Origin of the sequence: Natronorubrum texcoconense (assembly GCF_900100335.1) — an archaeon.
GTDB classification, from domain to species: domain Archaea; phylum Halobacteriota; class Halobacteria; order Halobacteriales; family Natrialbaceae; genus Natronorubrum; species Natronorubrum texcoconense.
On the sequence record NZ_FNFE01000001.1, the window covers coordinates 1,173,170 to 1,196,736 of the forward strand.

The window sequence follows — 23,567 nt, forward strand, 5'->3', positions numbered from 1 at the left end:
GGTTGAGCTTATAAATAGGCGGATGTATCCGTGAGAACGACGAGGGTTTCAGGGCATCGATTCGCTGGTATGAGCGAGGAGACACGTGCTTCAGAGAGGACCAGCACCGGTAGCGACGCGGCGTCCACCGACGAGGACCGCGGTGATCCCACCGATATTGGCGGCGACCGAACGGATCGTCCGAAACCGCTACCCGTAATCGGCAACCTCCACCAGATAACCGGCGACCCGCTCGGGTTCTTCGACGCGGCACGCGGACACGACTTGCTGCCCTACCGAATGTTCACCGACCAGTGCTACGTCGTCGTTCATCCCGAAGGGGTCCAGACCGTCCTCGTCGACGGCGACGATGCGTACCACAAGGGAGAGATGATGCAACGACAGATCGGGAGCCTCCTCGGCGACGGGATCTTCCTCGCCGAAGGCGACGACTGGCAGCGCCAGCGGTCGACGATGCAGCCCGCGTTCTACCGCGAGCGGATCACCGGCTACGCCGACGCAATGACTGAGAACGCCGCGACGATGGCCGACGGCTGGACGGACGGCGAAATCGTCGACGTTGCCGACGCAGCGAGCGAGCTCACCCTCGCGGTCCTGGCGGACACCCTGCTCGGAATCGATCCCGGTTCGGAGCGGGACGTCGTTGCTCGAGCGGCCGACGCTATCGCCGCGAGATACGACTCCCGGCGCGTCGGCGCGTTCCTCCCGGAGTGGATCCCCTCACCGACAAACCGACGCTACAGACGTTCGCTCGTGGATCTCCGTCGGACCATCGATCGGATTATCGACGACCGACGAACCGCTATCGAGGACGAGCGCTATTCCGGAACGGACCTCCTGTCGATGCTCATCGCCGCGACCGCAGACGGCAGCATGGACGACGAGACGCTCCGGGACAACGTCGTCACGTTCCTGTTCGCCGGCCACGAAACGACCGCACTCGGCCTGACTTACGCGCTCCACTCGCTCGCGACCGAGCCCGACGAACAGGCGACGGTTCGAGACGCGATCGCCGAGTTCGGCGACCCCGCGACCGATCCGGACGGCGCGGCTGCACCCGACGCGCTTCCGGCCGTCGACCGCGTCGTCGACGAGACGCTTCGGCTCTATCCGCCGGTACACGTGTTCTTTCGCGAGCCCGCTCGTTCGGTCGACCTGCTGGACACTCGAGTCCCGGCCGGAACCGTCCTCGCACTGTCGCCGTGGACGTGCCATCGAGACCCGCGCTGGTGGGACGACCCCGAGTCGTTCCGTCCGGATCGCTGGACGACATCGAAGGGAGAAGGGAGAGACCGGGGGTCGGCACCGAAGTCGTCCCGTCCGGAGTACGCGTACTTTCCGTTCGGCGGGGGCCCACGCCACTGTATCGGGATGCGCTTTGCGCTGCTGGAACTCCGGCTGACTCTCGCGGTGGTGCTCTCTCGGTACCGGTTCAGCCCGGTCACCGAGACGCTGTCCTTTGCCCCGAGCGCGACACTACAGCCCGACGGCCCGGTTCGACTGCGAGTCGATGCTGACGCTCTTTGAGACGACCATCATCTCCTGACTGGATCCAACGAGGTCGACACTTTCAGGCGATGCAACGGCGGGGATCGCTTTGGCTTGGCTAATCGCGACCGAAATCTGTCGTGTTCAGCCGTACAGAATCGTCTCTGCTCGCATTCGCGCCCCGTCTCACTCTTCGGTTTCGCCGTCGTCGCTCTCTACAGCGTCGTCGGTGGTCTGTGATCCCATCGGCTCGGCCGGAACGCCCGCAACCGTCGTCCCTGGCGGTACGTCCCTCGTCACGAGCGAGTTCGCCGCGACGCGCGCGTCCGCGCCGATCTCGACCCCCGGGAGCACGATGGCCCCGGCACCGATCATGGCCCGTTCGCCGATTCGGACCTCCCCCGTCCGATACTCGTCCTGTAGAAACTCGTGACAGAGGATCGTGGCGTCGTAACCCACGATCGCTTCGGCTTCGACGGTGATCAGTTCGGGCCAGAAGACGTCCGGCGTGGCCTCGAGTCCCCAGGAGACGCCCGGCCCGACGGTGACGCCGATGCGTCGGAGGAGCCAGCGCTTGAGCCGTAGGCTCGGGGAGATCCGCACGAGCCAGACGACGACGTACGAGATCGCGACTCGAAGCGGATTACGAGCGCGGGTCCAGTCAGCGAGCGAGTTCCCCGATCCCGGCGTCGGATGGCGCCGGACGCGGTCGTGGCGGGACGGCGTCTCGTCAGTCACTAGCCGAAGGTATAACCTATCACTACATGAAACCGACCGATCGTCGTTCGGGTCGACGACTCGACGGTTCCTTTCGAGGCTGTCTCAGATAATCCGTTACGGACCCGACGGTAATCACAATAGAATATCACCGTTCGTTGACCATTCGACGATCGGATACGATAGTTGGGGACCCAACCAGTTAGGGCCAACCGTTGTTTCGGATGGCCTCATTGTGTCGAACGTAATGTCGCTTCAACGAGATACCCTCGAGCGGGAAACGGTGTATTCGCTTCTCGCCAACCGAGTCCGTGGGTATTTACTCAGGTATCTATCGGTCACCGATCGGACGACGGTGTCGGAAGCCGCCCAGCGGATCGCCGACTGGCAACGCGAGACGACGGCAACGACGCTCGAATCGGATCGGACGGCCGTCCTCGTCCAGTTGGTCCACAACCACTTGCCGCGGCTCAGTCAGTACGATATCGTCGAGTACGACCGCACGACCGAGGAGATTACCCCCGGCTCGAACTTCGAAGCGGTAGCGCCGTACGTCTCGGATCTCGAGATCACGGTCGATCACCAGTGACGCACTGCTAGGCGGGCTCGACCGCCGCGTCGTCGGCGGTTCGCTCGCCTGGAGCGCCGACGAGTCGCCGGAACGCATCCCCGGAGATTCCACAGCGATAGGCCGGTTTGTACATCATGTTCTCCCCGCCAGCACGGACGTCGAACGCGCTCGCGATCGACTCTCGCAGATAGTACTGCGCCCGTTCGTTCCCCGACTTGACGTAGTAGTCCGACAGCTGAATCGGGTGGCGCTCGAACAGACCACCGGGTTCGCGGCCGTCGACGAGCACGACCGGTTTCTCGAGGTAGCACTCGCCGTCGCGGGCGCGTTTGGTGTGGGCGTTGTCCGGGTGTGCCGCGAGGACCGATTCGCGTTCGTCCCGGGGCATCTCGGGCGTGACGACATCCACGCGGTCGACTGTGAAGTAGCCGATCAGGTAGCGATGAGCGCGGTCGCCATCGGGTCGGCGCAGGCCGGCGTAGAAGCCGACGACGTCGTCCGGCTCGAGCGCGCGCAGCCTCGAGACGTAGCCGCTGGTACGGTGTTCGCCGTAGGTCAGGGCCTCGAAGTTAGGATCGTGGTGGAACGGCCAGGACTCGAGTTCGTCACCGGTAACGGTCCGGTCGGCGTCGCCGATCGGCTGGGGTGTGATCCGGGTCGTGAGGTCCGCCGCGGTCTCGTCGCTCGTGCTGAGCTCCCAGGAACCGAGCGTGGCCGTTTCGTCCGTCTCGCAGGTCTTCTCGGGAATCGGGACGTATTCGAAGCGGCCGTCGTCGTACAACGGCGCGAGCGCGCCCAGATTCGTGCTGTCCGCACCGACTCCGGCCAGAACCACCGTCATTACTCGTCCGTGGGGATGGCTGGGACGTAAAGCCGACGGTCGCGATAGCGATGGCGTGGGTGCGACCCCGTGGAGAGCTACCGGGTCGTCGACCGGGCCGAGTAGAACAGGGGGACGAGTAAGACGAGAAAGAGACAGCCCATCACGGCGATCCCGATCCAGATCGTCGACAGCCACGGTTCGGGGACCACCCCCGCCAACTCGAGCACCCAGAGCAGGCTGTAGCCGCCGACGACCACGAGCGAACAGACGTAGAGTCGGAGGCCCCAGCCGACGACGTGGTACAGGGTCGTCTTCGTCACCTGCGGCGGAACGTACTCTTCGAGCCCGAACATCAGCGTCTCACCTCGACGATGGAATTGGCCTCGCGGTCGATCGATGACTCGAGTGAGATACGCATCGGATTCGATACCTGTAGCCAGTCATCGCAGTACGTGCGCTTGAATCTGTTTGCCGTCAGTGACCCACGACTGAAGTCGTGGGCTTACTCCTTGCATTTCTGTGAGTCAGTTGTCGACGCCGAACGCAGCCTCGATCTCACGCAAGCGACCGGCCCTCCGTCGACACTGGACGGCTACGAAACGGAGTCTCGAGCGGTGTCGCCCTTCTCGGTTGTGAACAGCGGTCGGCGATCGCCCGATCCGGCTCGCTCGACGCGGTTCACGTCGATGTACTCCTGCACTCGGTCGGCGACTTCCCGCGTGAGTGCAATCGGCCGCTCGCCCTCGCGTTTGTTCTTCAACGGCGTCTCCGGTCGGTGACGGAAGTAGACGAACGGCAGTTCGACCGCCTCGAGGGCCTCCTGATCGATGTCGTCCTGGTGTCGGAGCCGCTCGAAAAATCTAAAGTTAGATTAAAACTGCAGTGAAATATATACCGATTTCAGCTACTGTCGTCCCATTCGATATCGATTTCGTAACTACCTAACGAGGAGGACGAACCGTCAGACTCCCAAATGACATCAACATCCTCGTTGAGTTCTCCTTCACCAGATCCTTCATATTCGAACGTGATTTCATATGTACTTCCAGCACTTATTTGATCTCCATCAAATTCGTCAGAAGTTACGGAATCAATATCATCTATCTCAGTTGCAACATCTTCGTATTGGACATCAATTTCATTGATATCTATGCTGTCACCGCTAGTGTGGGTAACCGTTAGGACAGCTCCGGCATCACCATTGTTCTCACTATCGTAATTCAAATCAAACTGAATGTCTGCATTTGGAGCTGAGTCTCCCATATCACCCATATCTAGCACGAAGGCTGCAATCACAGCTGCGAGAATGACAGTTATTGCAACCATGAGGATGACCCCAATTACGGGTGAGACTGCTCGCTCTTCTTCGTCTCCAACCAGTTTCGTTTTGAGGGTCATTTTAGATTATACCTCGAATTCTGCGAGGGTACTCGAGCTGCCATCGGATTCCCACGTAATAGTTACTTCTTCTACATCAGTTTCACTACCATCAAGATCGCCATCAATTTCGAGTGTGTTACCTGCACTGATCTCTTCGTTGCCGTCCCAGTCACCTCCATCCAAGTCCTCAGATTCGTAGGAGGTACCATCAACAATCACAGTCAAGGTATTGTAATCTACTGAGTCACCACTTGTGTGTTCAACAGCGACAATGTATCCATCCGAATCAGTATCGTAGTTGAAATTTGCATTCGGTGCTGAGTCTCCCATGTCGCCCATGTCCAACACGAAGGCTGCGATCACGGCTGCGAGAATAACGGTTATCGCAACCATGAGGATGACCCCAATTACGGGTGAGACCGCTCGTTCGTCTTCGTTACCAATTAGCTTGTTTCTGTATTTTGTCAGATCCATTGTTGGATTCTCGTTTGTCACGCACCCGCGAACGGTAAGAAAGCTTATCCCGGGAAGTGTGGTAGCCACCCGGTGACGCTCGAGGGGGATTGGAAACCACAACACCTCGGCGTCGCCTTCTCGTCGTTTCCGGTGCTGATAGCATCCAGCTAATTCAGAGTATATATAATTAGTTGATAGTGAAGGTATTCATATCAGATGTTCTAAATTAGGCGCTTTCAATACTGATAATCAGGTGGGTACAGAAACCCTACAGCACGGTCTTGAAGCCACACCGTCTTGCGATATCAGATGTGAGACCGTAGACGGTACCATTTTGCCATCTCGAGGCAATCGCCAGCTATGGAGTGCGAGGAACCGTTGATCGACGAACGCGACCTGGCGCGCACCTACGATGGCGGGGCATATAGCGATCCGTGGGCTGCCGTTCTCGTCAATCAGTCCCTCGAGTCGGAGATCGTCTTTCGGCATTGTGACTCCGGCAGAGTTCCCATCGAGCTGTCGCAGTTTGTTCAAGGCCATACGTCGGCTCGCAACCCGCCTTGGTATACAATGTGGTGAACCGATAGACCGCCAATAGATCCCCACTGTATTCCGGAGTTTTTCGGCACGAGGTGGAGACGCGGGAGCGTATGGCACTCAGTCTACCACAGAAGTACGTTCCTGACTCGATTCGTCAGGCGGACGGTATCGACCTCACAGACAGCATTCTCGCACCGTTGTTCGTGCTCGCGTCGTTCTCGATCGGCGCAGTCGGCACCCTCGAGTTCAGCGGCCCGCCGAACGTCGCGCTGACGGACGCACTGTACGGCGGCGCGGTTCCGCTCGCGATCGCGTCAGTCGGGGTCTCCGCCTGGATCATGTTCGCGGTCGCTCGAGCCGACCGGCGCTGGCGTGACGAACGGAGGGACGATCCGTGAACCGCTCGAAGCGAGCGAACCACTTCGGGACGGCCTGCGAGAAGTGGATGGCGAAGATACGACGGTTCACGCTCGAGTGGGCCAGCTGGCACGATGCTCGGTTTCAAAACGGAACGCCGGTCGAGATCAAATCGACGATGATCGAGCACAGCAACGGCCAGCCGGGGAATTTCAAGGTCTACCGGGAGTACCATGAGAAACTTCGACGATACGACGGCTGGTACTGTTTCGTCGTCTACAAACCGCACGGTCGCAGCGGCTGCACGATCCTCGAGGATAAGATGGTTCGATCGTGTGATCTGCCACTATTGCGCTGGCACGGTGGCGGTGACCATCGAGGAACCGAACAGGCAAAAAAAGCGATATCGGACGTATTCTAACGAATTACTCTTCAACCGGTTCGAGTGTCGCTAGCGCTTCTATCGCCACTTCGACTGCGCTCATCTCATCAGCATTGTATGCTTCGGCCCATTCCCTCTCGATATACCATTCCGATATCGGTTCGCCTGCTAGGTCGAGTGCTGTCGCTTCTAACCGCTCGGCCTCCAGTCCCATATTAACCGCTTCGGCAAAGGCACCGGTAGCGTAGCCGATCTCTTCCCCGATTTCTTCTTCAGTTGTCCCGAGCGGGTAGTATTCAAACGAGAGGATCCTTGAATCTTGCAAGCCCTCCTCTTCGATCTCTAATTCAGCTATCTCAATGCCCTCGCCTTCGATGACAATCTCGAGCAGTGTGAGTATCTCCTCCTCAGTGAACTCGTCCTCGTGTTCTTCGGCACTTCCAATCGGAACACCTACTGCTGTTGCTAGGGCCACACCACTGGCCGCTAGTATGCTCCGCCGCCCACAATTGATCTTTTCTTCGTTGCCTCCTTCGTCTGTCTGATGATCAGACGCTTTCTGCGCCATGGGGACATGTTCCACAACCAAGATGAAATAACCTAATCGCAGGTTGTGTTGACATTCGTTAAACTCACACAACAAGAGTGTAAGGAATACCTCTAACGAACAATAACAACGCAGAGACGGCTAATCACATCTCTCCCTTTGTCTGAACGGCCACTCCAAACTCAGCATCGAAGGAAACCGCTCGAGTACTCAGCGTCTCGGTGATCTCCCGGCGCTGTTCGCGAGTGAGGTCGTCGCGCTCGAGGACGCGCGTGGCTGCGGCGACGAGCTGGTCGACGTCATTGCAGGCGAACGCGACCGCGTTGCTCCGGTTGCAGTCGTAGAACCGAGCGGCTTTCTGGATCGCGTCGAAACGCCATTCGTTCCCGTCGTCAGTCCGGATGCGAACCGATCCGGGCGTCTCTGAGTGAGACATAGCCGTGAACACAACCCGCCTCTCCTCGTTTTTTCGGTTCACTCGAGCGGTCTTAGTTTATAAAGAGGGGGTGACACCCGCCGTGACCGGCGCGACGGCTGAGGCGATCTCGTGGACTATGGGCTGAATATGAACACGGCCGGTACTCGTCTCGTGTTCCTATTGGGAAACCGTTCTTCACGACGTCCAACTGCAAGTGGTCCAGGGTTACCCGTCTACAACAGTGGTTAGAGCTGTGAGAAAGGATCAATATATACAAGAGAAATAGCAATCAACGCTACAAGAATTATTCCACCACCAACAGTTAAATATGCACTCAGATATGATCCTTGGTTGACAAACACATAAGCTGCCGAATCTAAAACAGTGATAGACAGAAGGCCAAATGTCAATAGACCAATTATATAATTAATTGAATCTTGTCTGTCAGAGCGTTCATCCTCGCGGTTTTGCTGCTGTTCTTGCATTTGTCGCTGATGAGCAACCAAGAAGCCTCTTTCAGTCAGACCTATATGTGTGCCTCTTATCCTTGCCGATTTTGTAGTCCCTATGACACCTTCCTTTCCGGGGCGACTGACATCTGCTTTGAGACCCACTTGAACACGACCAATTAATCCAGTCTGTGATAGAAATGCTAAACATCGTTTTACAGCTTCTGGATCCATATCGACAGTAGCAACGACAGGATGGTTCATGTCAATATCTACGTCAGCCTCCCACACCAGATCCTCCGAATAAATTTCTTCAAGTACTTTACCCCAATCTGGTTCACTCTTCATGAGCTGTCTCTTGATTTTCCGGCCCAAATAGCAATTTGAACGGGAGAGCAACGATGAACCACGCTATTCTCAGGGGCAGGATCACAAATAGCTCGACCAATCCTTTCAAAAGAGATCCGTTCGGCGTATATCTACTGAGGACTCTCTCAGCACCTTCGTCAATAATGAGATCGGCGAGTTCCTCTCCATTGAGGACTGTAACTTCTTCCCGTTTTTCCTGCTTTCGCGCCCCATCGGTGAATTCGGTCGTTGTCACTACCACGATTTCGTCGATATCGTCTCCCCAACGGAGATCGAGGACTCGATTCACGTCCGACTTATCTACTTTGTAACCTTCTCGGTAGAGTGGCTGTATCAGCTCAGTTGTCGATGAACGAAGAAATCCCCCTCCTTTGACTGCTTTGAACGTCGCACGACGACCATCAGCATCTTCGATATCGTATCCCTGGTGCTCCCACAGATCGCTCACAAAATCACTGAATTCGTTAGTATCTATTTCGAATAGCTCTTCTCGAATCTCGTCACGCTTTTCCATTACGGTAATTGCCTCGCATAATTACAACTTGAACTTTTTGGGAGATGTGAATTTGATAGAGATACGCTCTACGCGTGTTTGAATAGAAGCTATCTCTAAGAAGACGTCGGTGGTGGACCGACGTCGGAGCTCCCCATCCGCTGGTGGTGTGTCAATCGGACGGGCCGGTCAGAGATCAGGCGTCGGTGGCTATCGACGTTGGAACGATCTCGACCGGTGACGATGGGTTACGGATGTCTCACGTCGAATGGAACCTGTCGGCAACGACAGTACTCCTCCCCCCGTCGGGTGGACCATTCGAGCAGCGCGGATTAAGCCTATTGGCCGTCAGTGGACTCTTTGGAGAGGTTTTCGCTGGAATTACTGATACGCTCGTTCACAGACTCGAGTTGCTCCTCGAGGTCTGCGATCCGGCACTCCTGAGCGGGCAGCATCGAAATGAGGTGTGTAGTCGTTGGATCGGTGTGATTCTGAATCCCACCAGCATCCGCGAAGTTCCGTGCTTGGACGAATAGTCGCTCGAAGTGATCTTGGTACTCGAACCGAAGTGCTCTGTGGTACGGTGACCACTCGTTTTCGAATTCACGGAGCGTATCGCGATAGGTTGGTTTTGTCTTGCCCATGTACCCCAAAGCGATCGAACAACAGATAAGCAACGGAGGGCGGTTTCCGGAATTCCGATACGGTCTCTCATTTGGAGATGCGTCATCGTATACACGAGTATTCGCAACTCGTGTGCATATTCGGGAAACCGGATTTGTCGACGTACAATACCAGGGAGTGGGAATCAAAGCAGCTTTTCTCGAGATTCATTCCCCCCACTCTAAAAGAATTAAGTAGTATAACATCTCTTAATATTAAAGGATAGAAGTATGCCTATTCCAAACCGCGGAGTTCCACAAGAGTATGCCACTGTAACGTTGATTCAGTATCCGAATTCAAATAGCCACGCTACTGGGTTCTTTTACACCGACCAAGATGAAAATCAATATCTGATTACAAACAAACATGTGGTAGATCCCGAGGATGAAGATCCAGAGGAAATCCGAATTCTATTGCGCGATACTCCGAACATTTCCAACCTACATTATGAAGACATCGAATTAGTAGATGGTAGTGGTGAGAGGAACTGGCTCTCCCACCCTACCGATTCAGATGTAGATATAGCTGCTATTCCCCTAGATGTAGATCTTCAACAATATGGGAATATGGCGTTTAGCCAAGATGTGTTTATGCCTGATGACGTACAGATTGGGGCAGGGGAGCAGGCGATGATCATAGGCCATCCATTTAAAGGGAACCGTCCATATTTTCCTGTTGCCCGAAGCGCACTGATTGCCAGTCCATATGGAGTACCATTTGAAGGGATGAAATGTTTCGCTACCGATGCTAACATGCATTCAGGTACCAGCGGAAGTCCGGTTTTAACCATACCTTCAGCGATTCAGGAAACAGAGGGTGGAATTTCGATGTTTGCTGGAGAGAGGACATACTTATTAGGTGTTCATTCAGCAACTTTACATTCTGATCATGATCCCGAAGAAGGACCTCTGAATCTAAATCTATCATGGTATGCTGAATTGATAGAAGATATCGTGAATTCTTCTTAAGCACTCCGTCTACACCGTGATTTGAGTCGTCCATTGATTATCTCTGAACCCTTGTTTCAGATGCTTCAACAGGAGATCTGCGTGCGGAGGTGGGGGTGGGGCGTTGTAATTTTTTGGCTCAGTCCCCTTGGGGACACCCGCCAAGGGGGTTTTCGCGAGAAGCGTGAAACGACCCCGCAGGCGTTGCGGTGCGATCGCGGTGCCGACCCCGCCCTCGAGAGTCCGAATACAATCGAATTTGTGAAAAACAGCCGCTACTGAAGTTCTGGTTGTATAAACGAAGGGAAGGGGTAGCGTTGCCACTACTCGAGCCGGTTCACCGATCGGCGACAGCGCTGACGAATCCGGTTTCGCTCCCGCCGCTGGGAGTCTTCCAGGTCAGCTCGGCACCGCGAAGAACCGTCGGATCGTTCCCCGACTTCGACCACTGCTCGAGGGCGTCCGCAGTGACCGCCTCGAGGGTCTCGAATCGATCGGCCTTCGGTCGCGAGGGAATCCACTCTCTTGGCTGCTTTGTCGCGAAACGTGGGACCACGGTCGCAGCAAAGCTGCTCCCTGCTCCCATTTTCCCTCCTCACATCACAGCGGTCGCCCCGCTCCCTCGTTCGTTGCGTCGTGAAAATGGGACCGCCGAGAATTGAACTCGGGTCCTACGGACCCCATCCGCAGAGGATACCACTACCCCACGGTCCCGCATTTTGGTGGAGGTCCGTCTGCTGTTTAAGCGTGTCGTTTCGGGTCGACTGCCGGTCCGGAAACTATCTCGGCAGCCGGTCTCGAGCACCAGACAATTCAAACCAGTACGCGCTCGAGCGACACCACAACTCCGCGGTCCGCATCGGCATCCCCGACGAACTCCCCGAGACACACGGCGGCCTCGTTCGGCGTGTAACAGGCGACGAGATCACCCGCCGTGACACCAGTATCGACTTCGAGCACGCCCGGTGCGTACACGGGCGCGCCGTTGGCCACCTCTCGAGCCGCGTTCTCCGCGATCGTGATCGACGGGAGATCCTCGAGAATCCGTTCGGCCGGGTCGACCACGTCGAAGAGTGGGCCGGGATCGTCGTCCTCGACCCAGAAGGCGAGCGCATCCAAGAAGTCGGACGTGCTGTGAAGATCGCTGTCGTCGAACGGGGTCGTAGCCGATCGACGCAGGTGGCCCATGTGGCCGCCCGTCCCGAGCGCGAGACCCAAGTCGTGACAGAGCTTGCGGACGTAGGTCCCGCTCTCGCAGCGAATCCGCAGGAGAACCTGCCGATCGTCGGTCTCGAGCACCTCGAGATCGTATATCTCGCGGACGCGCAGGCGCCGCGACACCGCGCTCTTGCGCGGCGGCTTCTGGTAGATCGGGCCCTCGAACTCGGCGACGACCGATTCGACGTCCGCCGGCACCGGGGCGTGACACTCGAGGACGGCGATGTACTCCTTCGATCCCTCGAGGAAGACCTGTGCCAGTCGGGTCGCTTCACCGAGCATGAGCGGGAGACAGCCGGTCACCTTGGGATCGAGCGTCCCGGCGTGGGCGGCTTGTTCGAGCGTCGCGTCCGCACCGCGTTCGGCGAGCGTCTCGGCGACCGAGTCGCGCAACCAGCCGCTCACCTGGTGTGAGGAGGGGCCGGGTGGCTTGTCGAGATTGACGACGCCGAACGTGAGGAGTTCTACGGGCGAGCGATCGCCGGGCGGGCCGCGGAGACGAGGTCGATCAGCCATGGATCAGAACTCGTACTCGATCGGGATCGGTGCCTGTCCCTCGTCGCCCGCAGCCTCGTACTCCCCGACGGCGGTGACGAGCATGTCGAGCACTGCGTCGGGCTCCCAACGGGCCGTGTTCACCGAGAGATCGTAGATCGTCAGATCCTGGATATCGATGCCGTAGTACTCCTGATAGCGCTTGGCCTCGCTGGCCTCGCGTGCCTGCGTCTCCTCCGTCGCACGGACGGGGTCTTTCTCCTCCCGCTCGGCGATCCGCTCGCCGCGAACCCGTGCCGGTGCGTCGAGCCAGAACCGGAAGTCGGCCTGCTCGCCGGCCAGCCAGCCCGCGAGCCGGGACTCGAGGACTAGATCGTCCTCCTCGACGGCGATTTCGCGGAGCCGACGGTCCAGATCGCGGTCGATCTGGGCGTTCTCCTCGGCGAGTTTGTTGAACTCGAGGGGGGTGTAGCCGCGTTCGTCGGCCAACTCCCGAAAGATGTCGCCGCCGCTGACGTGATCGAGATCGAACGCGTCGGCGAGCAACGCCGCGGTCGTGCTCTTCCCGCTCCCTGGCGGGCCGGAGACGGTGAGTAACATAGTCGAACTGCGCGGTGACTGGTAAAATGGGTTTTGAATCGCTCGACAGAGCACGAACGTATCCCCGAACGAACGAGGAGTCACCGAACCGAAGAAAGCCGGGCTGTCTGAATCGTCTTTTCGAGGGCTTCAGGCCCCGGACGGCGTCATATCGATGTTCAGCGCCTTGCGCAACAGCTGCGTAAAGCCCATCGAGCACAGGAAGTACCAGACAATCCAGGCCGGCATCGGGCCGAGCAAGCCGGCGTTCCAACTCGTCTCGCCGATCAATGGCATGACGACGGTGCCGTCGATACCGACGCCGTGGATCTTCCAGTACATCCAGAGGAACAGCGGAATGGTAAAGAGCATGATCCAGACCATCGGTCGTAGCTGCTCTTTGAACATGCCGAGGTTTTCCGCCATGGCCTCCATCTGCTCTTCGCGGACCTTCTCGAGTTCCTCGTCGAGACGCTCGATTTCGGCCTCGCTCGCGCCGCGCTCTTCGGCCTCTTTTTTGGCCTCGCGGGCGTCTTTCTGTTTCTCCTGCATCGCCTTCATCCGCTCCTGGTATTTCCCCATTATCTCGGGGTTCATGAGGTTCGCCTGCAGGAGCGTCGAGTACAGTCCCGTCAACAGCGCCACCGAGAGAATTACGCCGTAGAACGGGAGCGCGGCGTCGAGTGGTCCCAACGCCATGTCGAGGGTTCCACCGACCGTATCCCGAACGGACTCGATCCAGTAGCCGAACATCAACAGGAGCGAGCCCACGCCGGCCAGTTTGTCCCACTGTGACCACGACGATTCCTCGGCGTCGATATCGACGTCGGTGTCGTAGCTCTTGGTGTCACCGTCGCCGTCGAGCGCCTGATCGTAGGCCTCGCGATCGGTGATCTCGAACCCTTCGTCGCCGTCGACTAATACTCCTTTTTCGATCAGTCGGCCCCATTGTCCGCTGGTAAGCTCCTCGCGGACGTCGGCCCACTCGACCTCGCCCCCGTTTCGATCGGCCGCCTCGCGAATGGCCTCGAGGGCGTCCGTCATCGAAGAATCCTCGCGGACGAGGTCGTTGATCTTCTCCGCTGTACGCGTCATCTGTGTTGGGCTAGGGTACGTTCGGTATACAAGTGTTTATCTTCGGCCGGCACTCGAGCGAGCCGTCCGGACTCCCGTCCCACCCCACAGCTAGTTCTTGTTACAGTTTTTCGCACGGATCCGAAATAGTGGCCTCGAGGGCGTTACTCGCCGAAAATACCGCCTATGAACGAATATAAACGATTCAGAAGTATTTGATCTACCGACATTACTATTATCCATATTATCAAGATAGCGTTCATGAGTATTCCGTTCGGGCGTGGGACAATTACACCGTCACGAAGAGGGCAATCGACGGTGCTGGGGATCGTCCTGTTGATCGGGATGGTCGCGGCGGGCAGTATCGGTATTCTTCTCGTCGCTGGTGATTCGATCAGCGAGATCGAGCACGAGTCCGAACAGGAACGGATCGAAAGCGCGTTCGTCGAATTGAGCCAACAGATGGCGTCGTCGTCGTCGAATAGTGACGTTCCCCGTACGATGGACATGGATATTGGAGACAGTGGTGCCGTCGTGATGAGTGATACTGGGAGTCTTCGGATTCAAGGCGGTGACGTAGACAAGGAGATTCCAATTGGGGCAATCGAGTATACTAGCGATGACGGTACCAAAATCGCGTATCAAGCGGGTGGTGTCTTCCGTGAAACGGGCGCCGAAACTCGAGTCGTTTCTGCACCACCAGTTCAGTACGATGCGGATTCTGAGACGCTCTCGTTCCCGATCATCAAGACACGGGGTGAGACAGAACTCAACTCCGGAGATCTCACTGTCACACACCACAACACCGATCCACTCCAAGACGCAAGCCTTGTTGAGAACGACTCTGTAACGATAGAAGTCCGAAGTGACTATTACCGTGGTTGGGAGGATTATTTCGAGCAGCAGGGAGGTGCGACGACTGTTCAGGATGTCGATCCCGAGAATCGAACAGTTCGGGCTGTGTTCGGCTACGACGAGATCGAAAATGCGTTCGACTCGGGTGTCTCGTACAATTCCGATGACTTCCACGATGGCCACGATCATTTCGATGATCCCGAGTCGTCTGTACCGTTCCCACCGTTGGACTCGACGATTAACCCGATGATTGCCGATGCGAAGGACGGTGGAACCGAAAAGATGGAAATCGACCAAAACCTATCAGAGGAGGGCCATGAAGAGACCTTATCAGAGGGGACGTACTTCATCGAGGAAATTCAAAATGACGACGAACTTTCGTTCGACATCTCTGAAGGAAATGCAACACTGATCGTCGAAGGCGATATCGTCGTCGGCGATGCAGGGCATATACGAGTAGATGATTGGAGTGAGGGGAACTCTCTGAAAATCTATTCGGGCGGCGATCAGTTGAACGTCGGCGGTGAGATCTGTGTGGACGACTGTCGTAAAGTCGGTGCCCAGTACATCCAGATCTACGGAACCTCCGAGATGAGAGTGGATTCCGGTCCCGGTGGCAACCAAGGTGGAACCATTGAGGGATTACTGTACGTTGCAGCTGATGAGCACATGGGTTGGTGGGACGGTGACGAACCGAACGGCAGATGTGGTTCCGAGCATCAGGTGATTATGCAAGCCGGCGACGAGGATTTCTACGGATCGATAGTTGCGTACTCCATCTGTGCCCATTCTAACGGCATGGAGTTCGAGTACGATGAAGACCTCAAAGACGCAGAGATAGACATCTATCCGGAGAGCTATCCACTCCCACCGCAGATCACCTACCTAAACGTTGCCGAACACATAGTCGACGTCGAAGGAAACTGAAAACCGCGATACTCCGAAAACCGGCTCAGGCCGCGTCTTCGATCGTCGCCTTCACTTCTTCCCAGACTTCGTCGGGTGCCTGTTCACCGTTGACGCGCTCGAGCGCCCCCTCATCCTCGTAAAATTCGATAACCGGCTCGGTGTTCTCACGGAACACGCGGAGTCGTTCTTTGACCGTCTCCTCGGTGTCGTCGTCGCGCTGCTCGAGTCGAGCCTCCACGTCGGGATCCTCCGGCGGGTTGTACTCGATGTGGTAGATGTCACCAGTTTCGGGATCCATCCGACGACCGGTGAGTCGGTGGACGAGTTCGTCCTCGCCGACGTCGAGGTAGAGAACGACGTCCAGATCGGTCATCCCCTCGAGTTCTTCGGCCTGCTCGATGTTTCGCGGGTAGCCGTCGAGGACGAAGCCGTCGGCCTGCGAGAGGGCCTCGTCGACGATGGCGTTGACCACGTCGTCGGGAACGAGCTCGCCCTGGTCCATGTACTCTCGTGGCGTGTCGTACTCGGTGTCCATCTCCGAGATGTCCATGTCCTTGTTCGCCCGAAGCGCGTCACCGGTGGTGATGTGCTCGACGTCGAACTCTTCGGTGATCTTTGCACTCTGGGTCCCCTTGCCTGCCCCGGGCGCCCCCAGGATCAGAATTCGTGGCTGTGCCATACTCGCTCGTTCACCGGCGTCACATAAAGGCTTAAAGAAACGCGCACATCTACTGCGGTATGACGCGTTTCGAGGCAACCGATCCGGCGGAGCGACGAGCGTTGTACGTCGACGCCATCACGGCGCATCGACGTCGAGGGAGCGAGTTTTTGACCCTCGAGGTCGACGGTGAGGTGTTCGAGAGCGACGGTGACGATGGAACCTTCGAGGACGGCGGCGGGGACGAAAACGACGACGGCACCGACGACCAACTCGATCCGGAACTCGGTCTCCCCTGGATTCAGTTCGGCGACGGAACGATCAATGTCGATTGCACCGATACGGAACTCGAGACGCTCAAAACCGTCCTCGGAGAGTTTCCGGCGTTCAAGATCGACGAGATCCACCGGCCGGACGACGCCGAAGGCGTCAACGTCCGGATCAGCGCGAAAGCGGACCCCAACCGGATCGCTCAGTGTCTCGACGCGATCTTCCAGCGAGTCTACGAACTCCCGGACGACGTTCGTATCTGGGTCGTCGAGATCTGACTCGGCGGCCGCTGTGAGAGCGTCTCGAGATCCGAGGCGATCCGCCAGCTACTCGATCGAGAGCGTTCCGTCGCCGGCGCCCTCCCCGTCTTCGCCTTCGTCCCACTCGAGTTCGAACTCGAGACCGAGTTCGCCCGGTCCGTCGGGCGCCGAGCTCGACGTCTCTCGTTCGGCTTTGATCTCGAACGTCGGCTGAGCAGGCGGATTCATCGTTACCGACTCGCCGCCTGCCTCGAGCGAGATTGACTCGCCGTTCTCTAGGCTGTCCGCGACGGTTCGGAGGTAGTCGGCGATCTCGGCGCGCTCCATTCGCTGCTCGAACTTGAAGAGGACCTCTTCTGGCATATGTAACCGTACGTGATCAACGCTATAGAACGTTCCGCAGACTGTCGTCCCAGACGCGGCCCGTTTTCGTCTCGATCACGACACCACGGAAGCGCGCGCGAGCGAATTACCACGTGGTACGACGGGGATTGATGTGACGTTGCGGTTTCTCCCTCGCTTGCGATCCGAACACGTTCGCTTTCGGGCGAACATTCTCCGGATAGGTGTCCGATCGAAGACACGAATTCCGCCCCACAGCGATAGAAAAAAGGTCTCTCCCCCAAAGCGGATGTTGAGGGACTGAGAAATAGTGGCAAGGGTCACCGCGTCGGAACAGCAATATCCGCGGTAGCAGTGGACGACGAGACCGATTCGATCGGGTCGTTTCCAAATAGATAAGTGCCCCCGGCCATCATCGTCCGACATATAAGCGGTATACAAACGAGGTGAATACAATCTTCAGCGCACTTACGACTCCGATGCAGGTGCAGACGCGCGTAGACGTGTTCGAGAGCATCTTTCAGGTGTTTCTCGCACTCGGAACGCTCGTCGGTGTTGTCGTCGTCGCGTACACCTTGTACAACGCGTACAAGTATCGCGACACTGACGACGCGAAAGCCGACGATTCGCTGCCCACGCTCGGGGAGTTACCGACAGGCGGAGAGGGTGGAAAGAAACTGTTCCTATCGTTCGGTATCAGCGCGATTATCGTTATCTCGCTGGTTATCTGGACGTACGGAATGCTGTTGTACGTCGAGGACCCGGAAGACGACTTCGAGGAGGAACCGATCGATATCGAGGTCGTCGGCAACGGCTTCGCTTGGCACTTCGAGTACGAAAATGGTGCCCAGGAGAGCGGAACGATGACCGTTCCCGCTGATCATCCGGTCGCAATTCAGGTGACTGCCGGCGACGTCTGGCATACGTTCGGGATCACGGATCTCCGCGTGAAAGCGGACGCGATCCCTGGTGAACACGACGAAACGTGGTTCATCGCCGAGGACGCCGGTGCGGAACACGAAATCGAGTGCTTCGAACTCTGCGGTGACCAGCACACGCAGATGGACGGGACCGTCCAGGTCCTCGAGCAAGACGAGTTCGATCAGTGGCTCGACGAGCGGTTCCACCTCGATATCAGCTTCGAAGACCCTGAGGGCGAGCCGATCAACGACACCGGTCCGCTCACGCTCGAACTCGTCCACCAGGAGAACGACGAGTTCGATGAGGACCTCGCCTACTCCTACACCGAGGAGGACTTCGATAACGACACGATCTCCATCGAGGACATCGAACAGGGTGGCGAGTACGATCTGGTCATCGAGTTCGAAGAGGAGGAGTTCGAGACGATCGAGGACGAACTCTCCATTACCAGTCCGTCGAGCGAGACCTACACGCTCGGTGAGGAAGACGAAGACGAGGAGGACGATGACAACGACGAGGACGAAGAGAACGACGAAGAAGCGGACGATGACGACGAAAATGGAGGTGACGACGAATGAGTGACCTTCCGCCAATGACGTCCGTCAAGCGCTGGCTCGTTACGACGAACCACAAGGACGTCGGGATCCTGTATCTTGCAACGTCGCTGTTCTTCCTTCTGCTCGGCGGCGTGCTCGCACTGATATTCCGTGCCCACCTCTGGGAAGCCGGTGGTACGGGGCTGCTGACGGGGAACGAATTCAACCAGGCCGTCTCCGCTCACGGGCTGTTGATGGTCTTCTGGTTCCTGTCCCCGATTGCGTCCGGATTCGCGAACTACTTCGTGCCGCTGCAGATCGGTGCGAAGGACCTCGCGTTCCCGCGACTGAACGCCCTGAGCTACTGGTTCTACCTGTTCTCGGGCCTTCTCATCATCATCTCGTTCTTCCAGCAAGGAACGTTCGCAGGCGGCTGGACGATGTACGCACCACTGAACGTGCCGACGTACACCCCTGCGATGGAGGCGACGACTGGCAGTAACGCGACAGTTCTCGCACTGATGCTGTTCGTCTTCTCGATCACGCTCGGGACGGTGAACTTCCTCACGACGATTCACCGTTCGCGCGCAGAGGGCCTCGGCCTCTGGAACATGCCGATGTTCACGTGGTCGTGGCTGCTGACCGTCTGGATGATGCTGTTCGCGTTCGCCGCGCTGCTCGCCGCACTGCTGTTGCTGTCGATCGACCGGCTGTTCCTCACACAGTACTTCGCGACCGATCAGGGTTCGGGCCTGCTGTGGGCGCACCTGTTCTGGTTCTTCGGCCACCCGGAGGTGTACATCGTCTTCTTCCCCGCGCTGGGGATCATGTTCGAGACGTTCCAGACCTTCTGTGGTCGGCGACTCGTCGGTCGGAAGTGGGTCATCATCTCGATGGTGCTCGTGGCTGTCCAGTCCTTCCTGGTCTGGATGCACCACATGTTCCTGACGACCATCAACCTCGAGATCAAGACGCTGATGATGGCGACGACCATCGGGATCTCGCTGCCGTTCGACCTGATGGTCTTCGCGCTGATCTACACGATGGTCAAGGGACGCGTTCGATTCACGACGCCGTTCCTGTTCAGCCTCGGGGCGCTCGTGTTGTTCATCCTCGGCGGCATCACCGGGGTCTTCCTCGGCGCCGTCGTACTGGACTACGAGTTCCGCGGCACCTACTGGGTTGTCGCACACTTCCACTACGTGATGGTCTCCGGCGTGACGGCGCTGATCGCCGGGCTCTACTACTGGTGGCCGAAGCTCTCTGGAAAGATGTACTCCGAGACGCTCGGCAAGCTCAACTTCGCGGTCTACTTCATCGGGTTCAACCTGCTGTACTTCCCGATGTTCCTCGCCTGGGAGACGCCGCGGCGCGTCTTCAACTTCAGTGAGGGCATGGAGATCTACCATCAGATGGCGACCGTCGGGGCGTTCGTCCTCGGCGCGTCGTTCCTGATCATGTTCTACACGTTCGCGAAGAGCTGGGTTTCGGGTCCGGACGCACCTGACAACCCGTGGGAGTTCTCCCGCACCGCCGAGTGGGCGATCCCCTCGCCCCCGCCGCTCGAGAACTGGAGCGGCCGGCCGAGCTACGCCAGCGGCCGACTCGAGTTCGTCGACGACTCGAAGGCGGCTACCGACGGCGGCGTCGCCACCGGCCACGGTGAAGCGACCGCAGTCGACGCAGATCACGAAGAAGAACACGCCGACCACGCCAGCATCTGGCCGCTCGGCATCGGGTTCGGGACCTTCGTATTCTTCCTCGGCCTGACCGGCATGACGCCGTACATGATCGATTTCGCCTCGGAGCGCGGACTCGAGGGCGTCAGCCACGCGGTCGAAGAGCCGGACATCATGTACCCGATCATCACGGTGGTCGGACTGGTGATCCTCGCGTACACGCTGTTCAAGTTCGGCGTCGAGGAGTTCAACGCCCCCGAGATGGCCATCGCCGAGCGCTGGCCGTTCGAGGGTGTCGGCAACACGAAACTCGGCGTCTGGATCTTCCTGGCGTCCGACGTTGTCGTCTTCGGTGCCGCGATCGGCGCGTTCATCTTCATGCGCCTGCACATGGGCTGGGGTAACTGGGAGACGATTCCGTTCGCCTCCTGGCCCGGCCTGCTCAACACCTACGTGTTGCTCACCTCGAGTTTCACGGTCATCATGGCGCTCGTCTTCGCAGAGCGTCAGAACAAGAAGGGGCTGCTCGGCGCCATGGGCGCGACGCTCCTCCTTGGGCTGACGTTCATGGCCGTCAAGGCCTACGAGTACAACTACAAGTTCGCGATCGGCGAGTACTGGTGGACCAGCATCGAGCACTCCATCTACTTCGTCACGACGGGGTTGCACGCCCTGCACGTGATCCTCGGATTGCTCATCGCCATCTTCATGATCTACCGGATCATCAGCGTCGACGCCTACCTCGAGGACCACCGGCCGGTCGAGTTCTTCGGACTCTACTGGCACTTCGTCGACATCGTGTGGGTCTTCCTGTTCCCGCTGTTCTACCTGATGTAGCGGCCATCCGCTACACGGAATTCGAGCGCCGTTTTTTTGGAACCGCAGTTGGCCTCGAGCGATAGCCAATCGCCACGACGAGTCGGATCCGCCTGGAAACCGCTGCCCCACGAACAGTCCCGGTCAGCTACCCACCGTAGCTACGCTACGAGTCGCTCACGCGTCGCCGAGTGGCGATCTCCGCATCGTCTGAACTACCTGTGACTCAGCCGGGAGCATGGCGACCGATCACGGATCGTACGCTCGCCTATCGGAGCGGCTGTTAGGACACACGACGTTCGGAAAAGTCGCTGAGAACCCATCTCCTGTCCCCAAGAAACGGTGGGCCGAGCCGCGTGCGCGGCCGAGATGTTCCCGTCATTTCAGTGCTCGGTCTCTCGAGAGACCGAGCGCGCTGCAAGCAGTGTGACGGCAGCGACGAGCACCACGATGACCGAGACTCCAGCGGCGAATAGTTGGCTGTACGGTGCCGTCGTCTTCGATTCCGTTTCGGTCGCGCCGTCCGCGGAACCGGTATCGATCGCCTCTCGAGTGTCGACGAGTGCGTCGGTAGCAGCCTTGGCGTCGACGATGCCGTGCCCGTAGCGCGTGTCCATCGTGTCCGCGTCCGCGCCGTCGGGTTTCCAGGTCGTCCCGTAGAGTGCCGTCGAGATCTCCTCGGCCGTCGCATCGGGTTCGGCCGACAACATCAGCGCGATCGTTCCCGAGACGTGTGGGGTCGCCATCGAGGTGCCCGGCATGGGCTGATAGCCGCCGCCGGGGACCGCGCTGAAGACGGCGACACCGTGTGCCACCACGTCGGGGACGACGTACGACGACGGCCACGACGCTTGCTCGTGAGTCCAGTCGCTTCGATCGATCGTTTCGCCGCCGGAGAAGGAAGCGACGGTCCCGTCCGCGTGAACGGCGCCGACGCTGATGGCCTCGTAGACGTTTCCGGGCGAGTTTGAGGTCTCCTCGCCGTCGTTGCCGATCGCTGCGACGACGACGGCACCGCTATCGACGGCGTTTTGCACCGGATCGATCAGTGCGCTCTGTGTGCCCGTCGACCCGAGACTCATACTGATCACGTCCGCGTCCTCCTCGAGCGCCCACTCCATGCCGGCGATGATCTGTGCGAACGAACCGCTAGTCTCGTGTAGGACGAGTCCGTGGAGCAACTCCGCGTCCGGTGCGACGCCGATCTGCGCCCCGCTCGCGGCGTTGCCTGCGACCGTCCCGCTGACGTGCGTGCCGTGAGTGCCGGAGTCGTGCGGCGTCGACCCCTCGACGCGCTCGCCCGCCGCGTCGAACTCCGCCCAGCCGCCCGGGTACGTCGGATCCGACGGATCTTCCGTGTGGAGATCGATCGAGGGATGATCGGCGTCGACGCCGGTGTCGAGAACGGCAACCCTGACGCCGTCACCGCGGGTGTCGTACGAGTCCCAGACCGCCGGCGCGTTCAGTTGTGCGATACCCGGTGTCGTCAACCGAGTCGTAGCACTGGTTTCGTCGCCATCGACCGGCATCTCTGCCGTACTATTCGTCCCGTCGACCGTCGGCTCCTCGGGAACGGAGAGCTCGAAGTTTTCGTGGACCGCTTCGACGGGGTCGGCGGCCGCGAGGAGCTCGAGCGTCTCGAGGTCGATCCGGTCGGCGTCGACCTCGAGGAGGACGGCGTTGGTCAGCCAGAACTCCGATTCGACGCTGACGCCGGGCGTGTCGGCGACGTGCTCGAGAAGCGACTCCTGTGTCTCCGCGGCGTGGTCCTCGAGGAGTCGTTCGGCCTCCGTCTCGGTCGCGTCCGCGGGGATGGTCGCTTCCTCGAGTCGAAGCACGACCTCGATCGTTCCGGTAGCCGATTCGATGGAGTCCTCGACGTCGGTGTGGATCGTGCCGTTCGCGGAGCCGGCCGTCGTTTGACCCTGAACCATCCCTGTTCCGCCGTCGGCAGCGGTGGTCGGTTCGAATCCACTGGACGCAGCGAGCGCGGGCGTGAGCAGCGCCGTCGTCACCAACAGACAGACGAGTGTAACGGTGAGAAGACGAACGGCCCCGGCAGTCGGAGCCGCACGGTGTGCCGCCATGATACGCCAACTGGGTAGTCATGGGATAAAGATATTCTGGAGACTGAACTGGTCCGTTCAGCCGGCCCGGACGAGCGCGTAGACGGAGGGAAACACGAAGGAGGCCGGAGAGACGGTGACGGCCGCTTTGAGGTGGGACGTGAAGAGTTCGTACTCCTCACCGCCACGCTCGTCCTCGAACGCCGCTCGTTCGTCCGCGGTGAGTTTGTCGAAGTGGGTGATACAGAGGTGATCGTGGCTTGGTGGGTCCGACACTGTGTATTTCGGT

At 58.6% G+C, this 23,567-nt stretch carries 25 protein-coding genes, 1 tRNA gene and 2 pseudogenes; 9 read left to right on the plus strand and 19 right to left on the minus strand.

All coding sequences use genetic code 11. The features are described 5' to 3' along the window. Window positions 1-69 precede the first annotated feature (69 nt). Window positions 70-1,527 carry a cytochrome P450 gene (locus tag BLT08_RS05525; RefSeq protein ID WP_090303745.1) on the plus strand — a complete coding sequence of 486 codons (1,458 nt, stop codon included), beginning with the start codon at window positions 70-72 and terminating at the stop codon, window positions 1,525-1,527. Between the two features lie 147 nt (window positions 1,528-1,674). Here BLT08_RS05525 and BLT08_RS05530 read toward each other — a convergent pair whose 3' ends face one another. Further along, on the minus strand, window positions 1,675-2,226 hold the full coding sequence (locus BLT08_RS05530) for an acyltransferase (RefSeq protein ID WP_090303746.1): 552 nt from the start codon (window positions 2,224-2,226) through the stop codon (window positions 1,675-1,677). Between the two features lie 226 nt (window positions 2,227-2,452). On the opposite strand from BLT08_RS05530, the gene BLT08_RS05535 reads away from it, so the two are divergent. Continuing rightward, on the plus strand, window positions 2,453-2,794 hold the full coding sequence (locus BLT08_RS05535) for a DUF7344 domain-containing protein (protein WP_090303747.1): 342 nt from the start codon (window positions 2,453-2,455) through the stop codon (window positions 2,792-2,794). A 7-nt stretch (window positions 2,795-2,801) separates the two neighbouring features. On the opposite strand, the gene BLT08_RS05540 is transcribed toward BLT08_RS05535, so the two are convergent. From BLT08_RS05540 to BLT08_RS05560, 5 genes and pseudogenes are all read right to left on the minus strand, one after another. Continuing rightward, complete coding sequence (locus BLT08_RS05540) at window positions 2,802-3,617, minus strand: Nmad3 family putative nucleotide modification protein (protein ID WP_090303748.1); 816 nt, start codon at window positions 3,615-3,617, stop codon at window positions 2,802-2,804. 77 nt (window positions 3,618-3,694) lie between these two features. Further along, window positions 3,695-3,952: a hypothetical protein gene (locus BLT08_RS05545; protein ID WP_090303749.1), complete on the minus strand. Its 258-nt coding sequence runs from the start codon at window positions 3,950-3,952 to the stop codon at window positions 3,695-3,697. A gap of 242 nt (window positions 3,953-4,194) precedes the next feature. Further along, window positions 4,195-4,452: pseudogene (locus tag BLT08_RS05550) on the minus strand (tyrosine-type recombinase/integrase); the annotation flags it as partial. 47 nt (window positions 4,453-4,499) lie between these two features. Continuing rightward, window positions 4,500-4,997, minus strand: a complete 498-nt coding sequence (locus tag BLT08_RS05555) for a type IV pilin domain-containing protein (protein WP_090303750.1) — start codon at window positions 4,995-4,997, stop codon at window positions 4,500-4,502. Between the two features lie 6 nt (window positions 4,998-5,003). Further along, window positions 5,004-5,453: a type IV pilin domain-containing protein gene (locus BLT08_RS05560; RefSeq protein ID WP_090303751.1), complete on the minus strand. Its 450-nt coding sequence runs from the start codon at window positions 5,451-5,453 to the stop codon at window positions 5,004-5,006. 632 nt (window positions 5,454-6,085) lie between these two features. Here BLT08_RS05560 and BLT08_RS05570 point away from each other — a divergent pair. Both BLT08_RS05570 and BLT08_RS05575 read left to right on the plus strand, forming a co-directional pair. Beyond that, a pseudogene (locus tag BLT08_RS05570) lies at window positions 6,086-6,301 on the plus strand (hypothetical protein); the annotation flags it as partial. 68 nt (window positions 6,302-6,369) lie between these two features. Beyond that, on the plus strand, window positions 6,370-6,753 hold the full coding sequence (locus tag BLT08_RS05575; protein ID WP_090303754.1) for a PD-(D/E)XK family putative nuclease: 384 nt from the start codon (window positions 6,370-6,372) through the stop codon (window positions 6,751-6,753). A gap of 4 nt (window positions 6,754-6,757) precedes the next feature. Here BLT08_RS05575 and BLT08_RS05580 read toward each other — a convergent pair whose 3' ends face one another. The 4 genes from BLT08_RS05580 to BLT08_RS05590 form a co-directional block, all read right to left on the minus strand. Further along, the gene (locus BLT08_RS05580; protein WP_139171271.1) at window positions 6,758-7,282 is read right to left on the minus strand and encodes a DUF8159 domain-containing protein; all 525 of its coding nucleotides are present in this window, start codon (window positions 7,280-7,282) and stop codon (window positions 6,758-6,760) included. Between the two features lie 124 nt (window positions 7,283-7,406). Continuing rightward, entirely contained in the window at window positions 7,407-7,697 is a 291-nt protein-coding gene (locus tag BLT08_RS05585) for a DUF7692 domain-containing protein (RefSeq protein ID WP_090303756.1), read from the minus strand. Between the two features lie 227 nt (window positions 7,698-7,924). Next, a complete protein-coding gene (locus BLT08_RS22475; RefSeq protein WP_139171272.1) occupies window positions 7,925-8,476 on the minus strand; it encodes a hypothetical protein in 552 nt (183 codons plus the stop codon). Beyond that, a complete protein-coding gene (locus BLT08_RS05590) occupies window positions 8,466-9,011 on the minus strand; it encodes a restriction endonuclease (protein WP_090303757.1) in 546 nt (181 codons plus the stop codon). The genes BLT08_RS22475 and BLT08_RS05590 overlap by 11 nt, the downstream gene beginning before the upstream one ends. An 872-nt stretch (window positions 9,012-9,883) precedes the next feature. Here BLT08_RS05590 and BLT08_RS05600 point away from each other — a divergent pair. Further along, window positions 9,884-10,621: a S1 family peptidase gene (locus BLT08_RS05600; RefSeq protein WP_090303759.1), complete on the plus strand. Its 738-nt coding sequence runs from the start codon at window positions 9,884-9,886 to the stop codon at window positions 10,619-10,621. A 316-nt stretch (window positions 10,622-10,937) separates the two neighbouring features. On the opposite strand, the gene BLT08_RS05605 is transcribed toward BLT08_RS05600, so the two are convergent. The 5 genes from BLT08_RS05605 to BLT08_RS05625 all read right to left on the minus strand — a co-directional run bounded on the left by BLT08_RS05605 (window position 10,938) and on the right by BLT08_RS05625 (window position 13,987). Next, on the minus strand, window positions 10,938-11,186 hold the full coding sequence (locus BLT08_RS05605; RefSeq protein WP_245724150.1) for a hypothetical protein: 249 nt from the start codon (window positions 11,184-11,186) through the stop codon (window positions 10,938-10,940). Between the two features lie 57 nt (window positions 11,187-11,243). Beyond that, window positions 11,244-11,314: transfer RNA gene (locus BLT08_RS05610), tRNA-Pro, on the minus strand. 99 nt (window positions 11,315-11,413) lie between these two features. After that, a complete protein-coding gene (locus BLT08_RS05615) occupies window positions 11,414-12,334 on the minus strand; it encodes an RNA-guided pseudouridylation complex pseudouridine synthase subunit Cbf5 (protein WP_090303760.1) in 921 nt (306 codons plus the stop codon). Between the two features lie 3 nt (window positions 12,335-12,337). After that, complete coding sequence (gene cmk / locus BLT08_RS05620; protein ID WP_090303761.1) at window positions 12,338-12,913, minus strand: (d)CMP kinase; 576 nt, start codon at window positions 12,911-12,913, stop codon at window positions 12,338-12,340. A gap of 129 nt (window positions 12,914-13,042) precedes the next feature. After that, window positions 13,043-13,987, minus strand: coding sequence for a DUF106 domain-containing protein (locus BLT08_RS05625; RefSeq protein WP_090303762.1), 945 nt, complete (start codon window positions 13,985-13,987; stop codon window positions 13,043-13,045). Window positions 13,988-14,227: 240 nt separating this feature from the next. Between BLT08_RS05625 and BLT08_RS05630 the strand changes: the two genes are divergently transcribed. Beyond that, window positions 14,228-15,748 (plus strand): DUF7289 family protein, encoded by a 1,521-nt coding sequence (locus BLT08_RS05630; protein WP_449406629.1) that lies wholly within the window; start codon window positions 14,228-14,230, stop codon window positions 15,746-15,748. 25 nt (window positions 15,749-15,773) lie between these two features. On the opposite strand, the gene BLT08_RS05635 is transcribed toward BLT08_RS05630, so the two are convergent. Beyond that, window positions 15,774-16,409 carry an adenylate kinase gene (locus tag BLT08_RS05635; protein WP_090303764.1) on the minus strand — a complete coding sequence of 212 codons (636 nt, stop codon included), beginning with the start codon at window positions 16,407-16,409 and terminating at the stop codon, window positions 15,774-15,776. 59 nt (window positions 16,410-16,468) lie between these two features. Here BLT08_RS05635 and BLT08_RS05640 point away from each other — a divergent pair, with 59 nt between their 5' ends. Then, complete coding sequence (locus tag BLT08_RS05640; protein WP_090303765.1) at window positions 16,469-16,936, plus strand: DUF7975 family protein; 468 nt, start codon at window positions 16,469-16,471, stop codon at window positions 16,934-16,936. A 48-nt stretch (window positions 16,937-16,984) separates the two neighbouring features. Here the strand turns inward: BLT08_RS05640 and BLT08_RS05645 are convergent, their stop codons facing one another. Then, complete coding sequence (locus BLT08_RS05645; protein WP_090303766.1) at window positions 16,985-17,281, minus strand: amphi-Trp domain-containing protein; 297 nt, start codon at window positions 17,279-17,281, stop codon at window positions 16,985-16,987. Between the two features lie 458 nt (window positions 17,282-17,739). Between BLT08_RS05645 and coxB the strand changes: the two genes are divergently transcribed. Both coxB and BLT08_RS05655 read left to right on the plus strand, forming a co-directional pair. Beyond that, on the plus strand, window positions 17,740-18,759 hold the full coding sequence (gene coxB, locus BLT08_RS05650; RefSeq protein WP_090303767.1) for a cytochrome c oxidase subunit II: 1,020 nt from the start codon (window positions 17,740-17,742) through the stop codon (window positions 18,757-18,759). Then, window positions 18,756-21,233 (plus strand): cbb3-type cytochrome c oxidase subunit I, encoded by a 2,478-nt coding sequence (locus tag BLT08_RS05655; protein WP_090303768.1) that lies wholly within the window; start codon window positions 18,756-18,758, stop codon window positions 21,231-21,233. Before coxB ends, BLT08_RS05655 begins: the two co-directional genes overlap by 4 nt. 362 nt (window positions 21,234-21,595) lie before the next feature. Here BLT08_RS05655 and BLT08_RS05660 read toward each other — a convergent pair whose 3' ends face one another. Both BLT08_RS05660 and BLT08_RS05665 read right to left on the minus strand, forming a co-directional pair. Beyond that, on the minus strand, window positions 21,596-23,299 hold the full coding sequence (locus BLT08_RS05660; RefSeq protein ID WP_090303769.1) for a S8 family serine peptidase: 1,704 nt from the start codon (window positions 23,297-23,299) through the stop codon (window positions 21,596-21,598). 57 nt (window positions 23,300-23,356) lie between these two features. After that, a complete protein-coding gene (locus tag BLT08_RS05665; RefSeq protein WP_090303770.1) occupies window positions 23,357-23,554 on the minus strand; it encodes a hypothetical protein in 198 nt (65 codons plus the stop codon). Window positions 23,555-23,567: the final 13 nt, after the last annotated feature.

Bases quoted from the DNA above. Each gene is read 5' to 3' on its own strand.
- BLT08_RS05525 (WP_090303745.1), top strand. From the start codon at position 70: ATGAGCGAGGAGACACGTGCTTCAGAGAGGACCAGCACCGGTAGCGAC.
- BLT08_RS05535 (WP_090303747.1), top strand. From the start codon at position 2,453: ATGTCGCTTCAACGAGATACCCTCGAGCGGGAAACGGTGTATTCGCTT.
- BLT08_RS05540 (WP_090303748.1), bottom strand. From the start codon at position 3,617: ATGACGGTGGTTCTGGCCGGAGTCGGTGCGGACAGCACGAATCTGGGC.
- BLT08_RS05545 (WP_090303749.1), bottom strand. From the start codon at position 3,952: ATGTTCGGGCTCGAAGAGTACGTTCCGCCGCAGGTGACGAAGACGACC.
- BLT08_RS05555 (WP_090303750.1), bottom strand. From the start codon at position 4,997: ATGACCCTCAAAACGAAACTGGTTGGAGACGAAGAAGAGCGAGCAGTC.
- BLT08_RS05560 (WP_090303751.1), bottom strand. From the start codon at position 5,453: ATGGATCTGACAAAATACAGAAACAAGCTAATTGGTAACGAAGACGAA.
- BLT08_RS05580 (WP_139171271.1), bottom strand. From the start codon at position 7,282: ATGGCGCAGAAAGCGTCTGATCATCAGACAGACGAAGGAGGCAACGAA.
- BLT08_RS05585 (WP_090303756.1), bottom strand. From the start codon at position 7,697: ATGTCTCACTCAGAGACGCCCGGATCGGTTCGCATCCGGACTGACGAC.
- BLT08_RS22475 (WP_139171272.1), bottom strand. From the start codon at position 8,476: ATGAAGAGTGAACCAGATTGGGGTAAAGTACTTGAAGAAATTTATTCG.
- BLT08_RS05590 (WP_090303757.1), bottom strand. From the start codon at position 9,011: ATGGAAAAGCGTGACGAGATTCGAGAAGAGCTATTCGAAATAGATACT.
- BLT08_RS05600 (WP_090303759.1), top strand. From the start codon at position 9,884: ATGCCTATTCCAAACCGCGGAGTTCCACAAGAGTATGCCACTGTAACG.
- BLT08_RS05605 (WP_245724150.1), bottom strand. From the start codon at position 11,186: ATGGGAGCAGGGAGCAGCTTTGCTGCGACCGTGGTCCCACGTTTCGCG.
- BLT08_RS05615 (WP_090303760.1), bottom strand. From the start codon at position 12,334: ATGGCTGATCGACCTCGTCTCCGCGGCCCGCCCGGCGATCGCTCGCCC.
- cmk (WP_090303761.1), bottom strand. From the start codon at position 12,913: ATGTTACTCACCGTCTCCGGCCCGCCAGGGAGCGGGAAGAGCACGACC.
- BLT08_RS05625 (WP_090303762.1), bottom strand. From the start codon at position 13,987: ATGACGCGTACAGCGGAGAAGATCAACGACCTCGTCCGCGAGGATTCT.
- BLT08_RS05630 (WP_449406629.1), top strand. From the start codon at position 14,228: ATGAGTATTCCGTTCGGGCGTGGGACAATTACACCGTCACGAAGAGGG.
- BLT08_RS05635 (WP_090303764.1), bottom strand. From the start codon at position 16,409: ATGGCACAGCCACGAATTCTGATCCTGGGGGCGCCCGGGGCAGGCAAG.
- BLT08_RS05640 (WP_090303765.1), top strand. From the start codon at position 16,469: ATGACGCGTTTCGAGGCAACCGATCCGGCGGAGCGACGAGCGTTGTAC.
- BLT08_RS05645 (WP_090303766.1), bottom strand. From the start codon at position 17,281: ATGCCAGAAGAGGTCCTCTTCAAGTTCGAGCAGCGAATGGAGCGCGCC.
- coxB (WP_090303767.1), top strand. From the start codon at position 17,740: ATGCAGGTGCAGACGCGCGTAGACGTGTTCGAGAGCATCTTTCAGGTG.
- BLT08_RS05655 (WP_090303768.1), top strand. From the start codon at position 18,756: ATGAGTGACCTTCCGCCAATGACGTCCGTCAAGCGCTGGCTCGTTACG.
- BLT08_RS05660 (WP_090303769.1), bottom strand. From the start codon at position 23,299: ATGGCGGCACACCGTGCGGCTCCGACTGCCGGGGCCGTTCGTCTTCTC.